Raw genomic sequence first — 1,200 nt, 5'->3', positions numbered from 1 at the left:
CTATTCATACAGCAACGCTAGTTATTGATAGACGGGGATTCTTTGCCTCCTGACAAGTCTCCTTTCCCAGTCGGCTTGGGCATAAAATAATCTTTGTAGAATAAGCGACACTGGAAAGACAGAGTATCCCCTTTAATGTTTAAGCGTCTGTGAGGAAAAGTAATGATATCTCCAAGCGCATGGGGGCATCCCAGCGAGAATGTAAATGTTGAAGAAGCGCTGGCTATTGTCGATTCCGTGCTGCAGCCAGAACGCTTGAATACGGTTCAGGAACTCGTGTTTTGCCAATGCTGGTTAGGTCAGACCTACCAGGATCTGGCTGAAAATTTCGGTTACGATCCGGACTACATCCGGGTGACCGGTTCCCGACTCTGGCAAATGCTTTCGGCAGCGTTTGGAGAAAAAGTTACTAAAAATAACATTCACTCGGTGGTCAGACAGTACATTCGCAGGCAGCAGGGTATCAACGAAAACAGTGGTGAAATCCCGAATTTAGCAGAACCGGAGCCAGAAGAGTCAGAACCGGAAGAGCATGAATCGGCAACTGGGAAACCGATCGTCCTGGAACTACCAGAAGGACAGGTTCCCCTCAATTCCATTTTTTATATTGAACGGCCGCCGACGAATCCCTGTGCTACGAAACGATTCAACAACCTGGTTCGCTGATCCGGATAAAAGCCTCCAAACGCATAGGCAAAACCTCCCTGATGATCCGGATCCTGCAAAAAGTCAGAGAGCAGGGATTTCGGACCATTCCACTCAGCTTGCGACTAGCAGAAGTCAGCATTTTCAAAGATTTGAGTCGATTCTTGCGATGGTTCTGTGCGACGATCAACCGATCGCTAGAAACTCCTAATCGACTTGCAGGATACTGGAATGAGATTTTTGGGGCCAGCTACAACACCACGGACTACTTTGAAAATTATTTGTTGCCTTTAGTCACAACTCTGATCGTCCTGGCCCTGGATGATGTGGATGTAGTGTTCCGGTATCCAGAAATTGCCTCTGACTTTTTTAGTTTGCTGAGAGCATGGCATGAGAAAGCCCGGTACGGGGATGCCAGCAGCAACATCTGGCAAAAATTACGGCTGATCGTGATTCACTCTACCGAAGTTTATATTCCGTTGAATATTAATCAATCACCCTTTAACTATTGAGGGGTTGGGGGAGCTATAAGTCCCGCGCTGTATGCGAAGCCTC

2 protein-coding genes are annotated in these 1,200 nt (G+C 47.3%); both read left to right on the top strand.

Going from position 1 to position 1,200, the window contains the following annotated elements; all coding sequences use genetic code 11:
- The first annotated feature begins 162 nt into the window (after window positions 1-162).
- On the top strand, window positions 163-666 hold the full coding sequence (locus ACUVQO_RS07420) for a hypothetical protein (RefSeq protein ID WP_445925250.1): 504 nt from the start codon (window positions 163-165) through the stop codon (window positions 664-666).
- Complete coding sequence (locus ACUVQO_RS07415; RefSeq protein ID WP_445925284.1) at window positions 630-1,157, top strand: AAA-like domain-containing protein; 528 nt, start codon at window positions 630-632, stop codon at window positions 1,155-1,157. Before ACUVQO_RS07420 ends, ACUVQO_RS07415 begins: the two co-directional genes overlap by 37 nt.
- Window positions 1,158-1,200 lie beyond the last annotated feature (43 nt).

Source organism: Leptodesmis sp. (assembly GCF_052746595.1).
The sequence above is the reverse complement of the archived record's forward strand: the minus strand, read 5'-3'. Positions and strand labels throughout refer to the sequence as shown.

Coding starts and splice junctions, on each gene's coding strand:
- ACUVQO_RS07420 (WP_445925250.1), top strand. CDS start 163: ATGATATCTCCAAGCGCATGGGGGCATCCCAGCGAGAATGTAAATGTT.